We start from the raw sequence: 5,260 nt of genomic DNA on the forward strand, positions 1-5,260 counted from the left end.
CTCGATGAAACGCAGCACGCGGCCATCACCCGGACCCTTGGCCGACTGGCTGGCCGGTCGCTGGCGCCCGAATTCAGCGAAGACGCCATGCTCAAGGCGGGGGTGTGCATCATGGCCGGCTCGTGGGTGCTGATGGCCAACCTGCGCGACGAACTCGGCTTTTTCAGCGAAAGCTTCGATCATGGCCGCTGAAGCCGGGCTGCTCGAGCGCCTGGCGCAGCGGGTGGACGACTACCGCTTCACCCTGCGGCTGGGTGAGAAGGGGCGGGTTGCCTCGGTAGGCGACGGCATCGCCTGGGTCTATGGCCTGCCCTCGGCGGCGGCGGAGGAAATCCTGCGCTTCGAGGACGGCAGCCGCGGAATGGTGTTCGAGTTGCAAAAGGAGCGCCTCGGGGTGATTTTGCTCGATCCGGAGGCGAATATCGCTTCCGGCTCGCTCGTTTCCCACACCGGCGAGCGTCTTGAAATTGGCGTTGGTGATGACCTGCTCGGGCGCGTGGTGAATCCGCTGGGCAAGCCCCTCGATGGCCTTCCGCCTTATGATGCCGAGGGATTTTCACCCCTGGAGGGTGCCTCGCCCCCGATCGTGGCGCGCGACTTCGTCAACCGCCCGCTTTACACCGGCACCAAGGTGGTCGATACCCTGATCCCCATCGGTCGCGGTCAGCGTCAACTCATCATCGGTGATCTGGGGAGCGGCAAAACCTCGCTGGCGCTGGACACGGTGATGGCGCAGGCCGGACAAGGGGTGAAGTGCGTTTACGTCATGATCGGCCAGAAGCGCTCCGAGGCGGCACTGGCCATCGACCTGCTGCGCCGTCACGGGGCGCTGGCCTACACCACGGTGGTGGTGGGGGAAGCCACCGCCACGCCTGGCATGAAATATCTCGCCCCCTTCGCCGGGTGCGCCATTGCCGAGGGCTGGATGCGCCGTGGCGAGGACACTCTGGTGGTGTATGACGACCTCACCACCCATGCCCGCGCCTACCGCGAGTTGTCGCTGCAGATACACCGCCCACCAGGGCGCGAGGCCTACCCCGGCGACATCTTCTACCTGCATGCGCGTCTGCTCGAACGCTCCACCCGGCTCTCGCCTGAGCACGGTGGCGGCAGCCTGACGGCCTTGCCGCTGGTGGAAACCGAAGAAGGCGAGATCGCCGCCTACATCCCCACCAATCTCATTTCCATCACCGACGGCCAGATCTATCTCGACCGGCGCCTTTTTGCCGCCGGCATCCTGCCGGCGGTGGACGTGCCGCTATCCGTATCGCGCATCGGCGGCAAGGCGCAGCACCCGCGCATCAAGGAAGAGGCGGGCAGGATGAAGCTCGATTACCTGCAATTTCTCGAACTGGAGGTTTTCACTCGTTTCGGCACCAAGCTCGAAGCGGGCGCCGAGGCCAAGATCCGGCGCGGTCGGCTGCTGCGCGAAATCCTCAAGCAGGAACGACTGAATCCATTGCCTGCCTCCTTTCAGCTTGCCTGGATGATCGCCTTCAATGCCGGGCTGCTCGATGCATTTGCGCCGGATGCCCTGCCTGACAAGCTGAAAAAGCTGCTCGTTGGTATTGCGCGTGAGCCCATGACGCTGGATACGCCTCGGGACGAATGGCTGGCGCGACTGAAAAATTGGCTTGGGCTCGAGCCATGAGAGGCCAGGCCGAACTCTCGCTGCGCTTCGCGCGACTCAATGAAATCAGCGGCATCATGACGGCGATGAAAAGCCTGTCGCTGGTGGAGACGAAGAAGCTCGCCCGTTTCATCGGCCACCAGCACCGCATGCTCGCTAACATCGAAGCGGCGGCGGCCGATTTCCTGAATTTTTTCCAGGTCACGAGTTCGGCTGAGGCGCCGATCATCCTGATTCTGGTCGGCTCCGAGCGCGGTTTTTGTGGCAACTTCAACGAGCGCGTCCTCGCGGCCCTCGACACGCTCCCGCGTCAGAATCCCACCGCAGCGCTCGTGGTAGTGGGCAGCCGCCTCGCGGCCAAGCTGGCTAGCCGCCCCGGAGTCGTCGCACGGCTCGACGGCGCCTCCGTGACGGAAGACGTGCCCGCTGTGCTGAATCGCGTCATGGATGCCCTGCACCTGGCGAGCACCGCGTCCGGCGCGGGCGCGACGCTCTTCAGCCTGGCGCATGAAGCAGAGGGCGAACCAGCCCTGAAGCGCCTCCTGCCCTTCGATCCGCCAACCGCGCCACACTTTGCGCACCCGCCGCGCCTGCAACTCGCGCCGCCGGAATTCTTTGCCGAACTGCTCGACCAGTACCTGCTCGCTGCCCTCTACGGCCTGCTCTACGAGTCGCTCTCGGCGGAGAGCCGCCAGCGCCTGGCGCACATGGAACAGGCTCTCGACCGCCTCGGCGAAACCATCGACCGCCTCGCGTTGAAGCGCAACGCCTTGCGACAGGAAAAAATCGTCGAGGAAATCGAAGTGATCCTGTCCAGCGAGATGGCGTTCCGTAACCATGGTTGACGACCCGATAATTCGATGGGGAAATTCCCGCCTGCCTCACCGCCGGTGCCTGCGATTGTCCATGGTCTATCGTAACGATTTGAACAGGACGCCGGCGATCCCGGGTCCAGGAGATTGCAATGCCTAGCCCCGCCAATGCTCTGGTCGATCCCCTCCTCGTGGAAGCCGAGATAGAGGCGGAGCGCACGACGGCGTGGGTTCGCATTGCAATAGGCTTGATACTCGCCGTCGGCTTCTTCGGCATCGGCGGAGGCGCGTCCGTGGGCGAGCACGGCGGCATCCGGTACCCCGTCATCGTCATTGGTTTCCTCGGACTCGGTGCAACGTCGCTGATCGTGGTGGCGACCAGGCGCTACGTCCCTTGGCTGGCATACGTATTCTCAGCCGGAGACGCGGCGATGATCACGTTCAACATCTGGGAAAGTCTGCGCGTCAGCCACCTAAGCGCAAACTGGATAGCTGCGTTGCCCGCAATATGGGCGGCCCCGTTGATCCTGGCCGTCGGCGCGCTTCGCTATCGGCCAGCGATTCAGCTCTGGACCACGGTGCTCCTGACAATCGGATATGGAATTGTCGTCGCGGATCTGGGCTTTGCGTCATATGCGGCACACCGAGATGCCGCCGTCCTTGACTTGACACCCGGGGCAGCCCTGGACCGCCTGTTCTCTCTTCCTCCCAACGTGATGCGACTCGTCATGCTGACCCTGATCGGGCTGATCACAGCTCTCGTCATGACCCGGTCTCGCCGCCTTCTCTTTCGAGTGGTGACGGAAGCAACGAACCGGACGAGCCTCGCTCGCTTTTTGCCAACGGAGGTTGCTTCGATCATTGAGGCCGGCAAACTTGCGGAATGGCGGCGCGGACGACGCCAGAGGGTGACGGTTCTGTTCGTGGATATGCGCGGGTCAACAAGCCTGGCAGAAAGGATGGATCCATCCAGGCTGTCGGTACTCATCTCGTCCTTTCGGCGGCGCGTGACCCGAGCCGCACTGATGCACGGTGGTGTAATCGACAAGTTCATAGGCGACGGCGCTCTATTGCTCTTTGGCATACCGGAGCCGAAATCCGATGATCCTGCACGCGCGATCGCATGCGCCCGCGAGATCCTCAGATTGATCGACGGGTGGAATCGGAAGCGTCGCTTCGACCCACCCGTCCGTGTCGGGATCGGCGTTCACATGGGCGAAGCCTACTGCGGCGTGGTCGGAGATGACGCGCGACTCGAATTCACGGTACTTGGCGACATGGTCAACGTAGCAGCGCGGATCGAACAGGCGACCAAGATCTTCCAGTTTCCGTTGCTCGCCTCGGCCGCCGTGGTTGAGGCGGCGGGGCAAGGCGCAGCATGGATCGAGGTCAGTCACGAAACGCTGCCCGGGAGGATGGAGCCGGTAGTCATCCTTGTTCCGCGGGATTCCAGGAAGTGGCCCCTGACAACTGGACCGGTGGACAATCAATAGCTCTTCCCGATGCCAGGTCCTCGCTGATCTGACGGAAGACCGAAAATCGCCCGAGGGAAAAAGTTTACAAATCCCCGATCCGAGGAATTCGTCAACGCTGTCCTGGCATTGCGTCACGCATAGTGGCATCCGCTCGACACGGCATGCAGAGTTTCAGCCGCTCGATTCCCTCCTGCTGGATCAGCGGATGTTCCTTTACCAGTTCCATGCTGCGCATCAGTGTCCGGCGGCTGATAAAGGGAGTGCCACATCGAATGCACTTGAAGGGCTCATCGGTAAAGAGCACTTTCGCTTCCTCGCGCACGGCGCGGCAGAGCGTGATCTGGGGAATCAGCTGTATGGCGTGCTCAGGGCATCCACGTTCGCAAAGTCCACATTGGACGCAGCGGGACTCGGTGAACTGCAGCTCGGGCAGCGCGTCGCTCCCGTTCGACAGCGCATAGGTGGGACACAGGTTCACGCACGCAAAGCAAAGGGTGCATCGTTCCTTGCTCACAACCACAGCGCCGATTGAAGATCGCTCCGGCAGCCTCATGGGTACAACCGACGGCGTCTTGCCCTGGGCAAGGTGATCGAGCGCGGCGTAAAGCGTTGACCGCTTGCTTTCTCCTGTCAGCGGGCCCGCGACGGTGCCAATGGAAGCGGCAGGCGCAGGTGATTGTGTGTACGCGCCCCCGATCAAAACGACGCGGCTGGGCGGCTCGCCGAGTGCGGTCAGAACGGCACGGGCCACGGCGATTTCATCATGCAGCGCACGCAGCGACGCTTGCGGCGTATTAGCACCAGCGACGAGCGCGACTTGGGTAGCGCCCCAAGCTAGGGTCGCGAACCATGCCTCGATCCCGAACGAGGCCAGTGCATGGACCGAATGCAATAACGCATCGGGCGCGTCCAGCAGGGATTGCGCAGCACCGGAAGGCGCACCTTCCGCCGAGACCACGACCAGCCGCGGCGACGCGGCGCCGGTTGCGCGCCATGCGTCGAGCATGACCCGAACCGTCTCCAGTGTCGTCGCAGCTGGTGGATACGCGTAGCGCACCGCTCCGTCGGGACAGACCGCCGTGCACGTCCCGCAGCCTTGGCACAGAAACGGATCGAATTTGACCTTGGCGCCGACGCTCACGATGGCTCCGGTCGGACAGGCATCGAGACACCGGGTGCAACCGGTCACACTCGCCGCGCCATGCGTGCATCGCTCGGGCTCATAACCAAAGTAGCGCGGCTTGTACCAAGCGCCAGGTTGAGCGCGGATGCCTTCAAGGGCGACACGCAGTTCCGCATCACCGCGCGGCGCGTAGTAGCCGAGCGGCCGCACCTCGTGCGCA

5 protein-coding genes are annotated in these 5,260 nt (G+C 63.3%); 4 read left to right on the top strand and 1 reads right to left on the bottom strand.

The annotated features are described in order from the left end of the window. The 4 genes from JHC36_RS02065 to JHC36_RS02080 all read left to right on the top strand — a co-directional run. Positions 1 to 192, top strand: a 192-nt coding sequence (locus tag JHC36_RS02065) for a hypothetical protein (protein ID WP_287915233.1), incomplete at its 5' end; no start/stop codon positions are given. After that, positions 182 to 1,651, top strand: a complete 1,470-nt coding sequence (locus JHC36_RS02070; protein WP_287915236.1) for a F0F1 ATP synthase subunit alpha — start codon at positions 182 to 184, stop codon at positions 1,649 to 1,651. The genes JHC36_RS02065 and JHC36_RS02070, both read left to right, overlap by 11 nt. Further along, positions 1,648 to 2,475, top strand: coding sequence for a F0F1 ATP synthase subunit gamma (locus JHC36_RS02075; RefSeq protein WP_287915238.1), 828 nt, complete (start codon positions 1,648 to 1,650; stop codon positions 2,473 to 2,475). The genes JHC36_RS02070 and JHC36_RS02075 overlap by 4 nt, the downstream gene beginning before the upstream one ends. 119 nt (positions 2,476 to 2,594) lie before the next feature. After that, positions 2,595 to 3,935, top strand: a complete 1,341-nt coding sequence (locus tag JHC36_RS02080; RefSeq protein ID WP_287915240.1) for an adenylate/guanylate cyclase domain-containing protein — start codon at positions 2,595 to 2,597, stop codon at positions 3,933 to 3,935. A gap of 91 nt (positions 3,936 to 4,026) precedes the next feature. Here JHC36_RS02080 and JHC36_RS02085 read toward each other — a convergent pair. After that, positions 4,027 to 5,260: 4Fe-4S binding protein (locus JHC36_RS02085; RefSeq protein WP_287915243.1), on the bottom strand; the 1,234-nt coding region annotated here is incomplete at its 5' end.

The organism is Tibeticola sp., assembly GCF_022759015.1.
Taxonomy (GTDB): Bacteria; Pseudomonadota; Gammaproteobacteria; order Burkholderiales; family Burkholderiaceae_C; genus Tibeticola; species Tibeticola sediminis.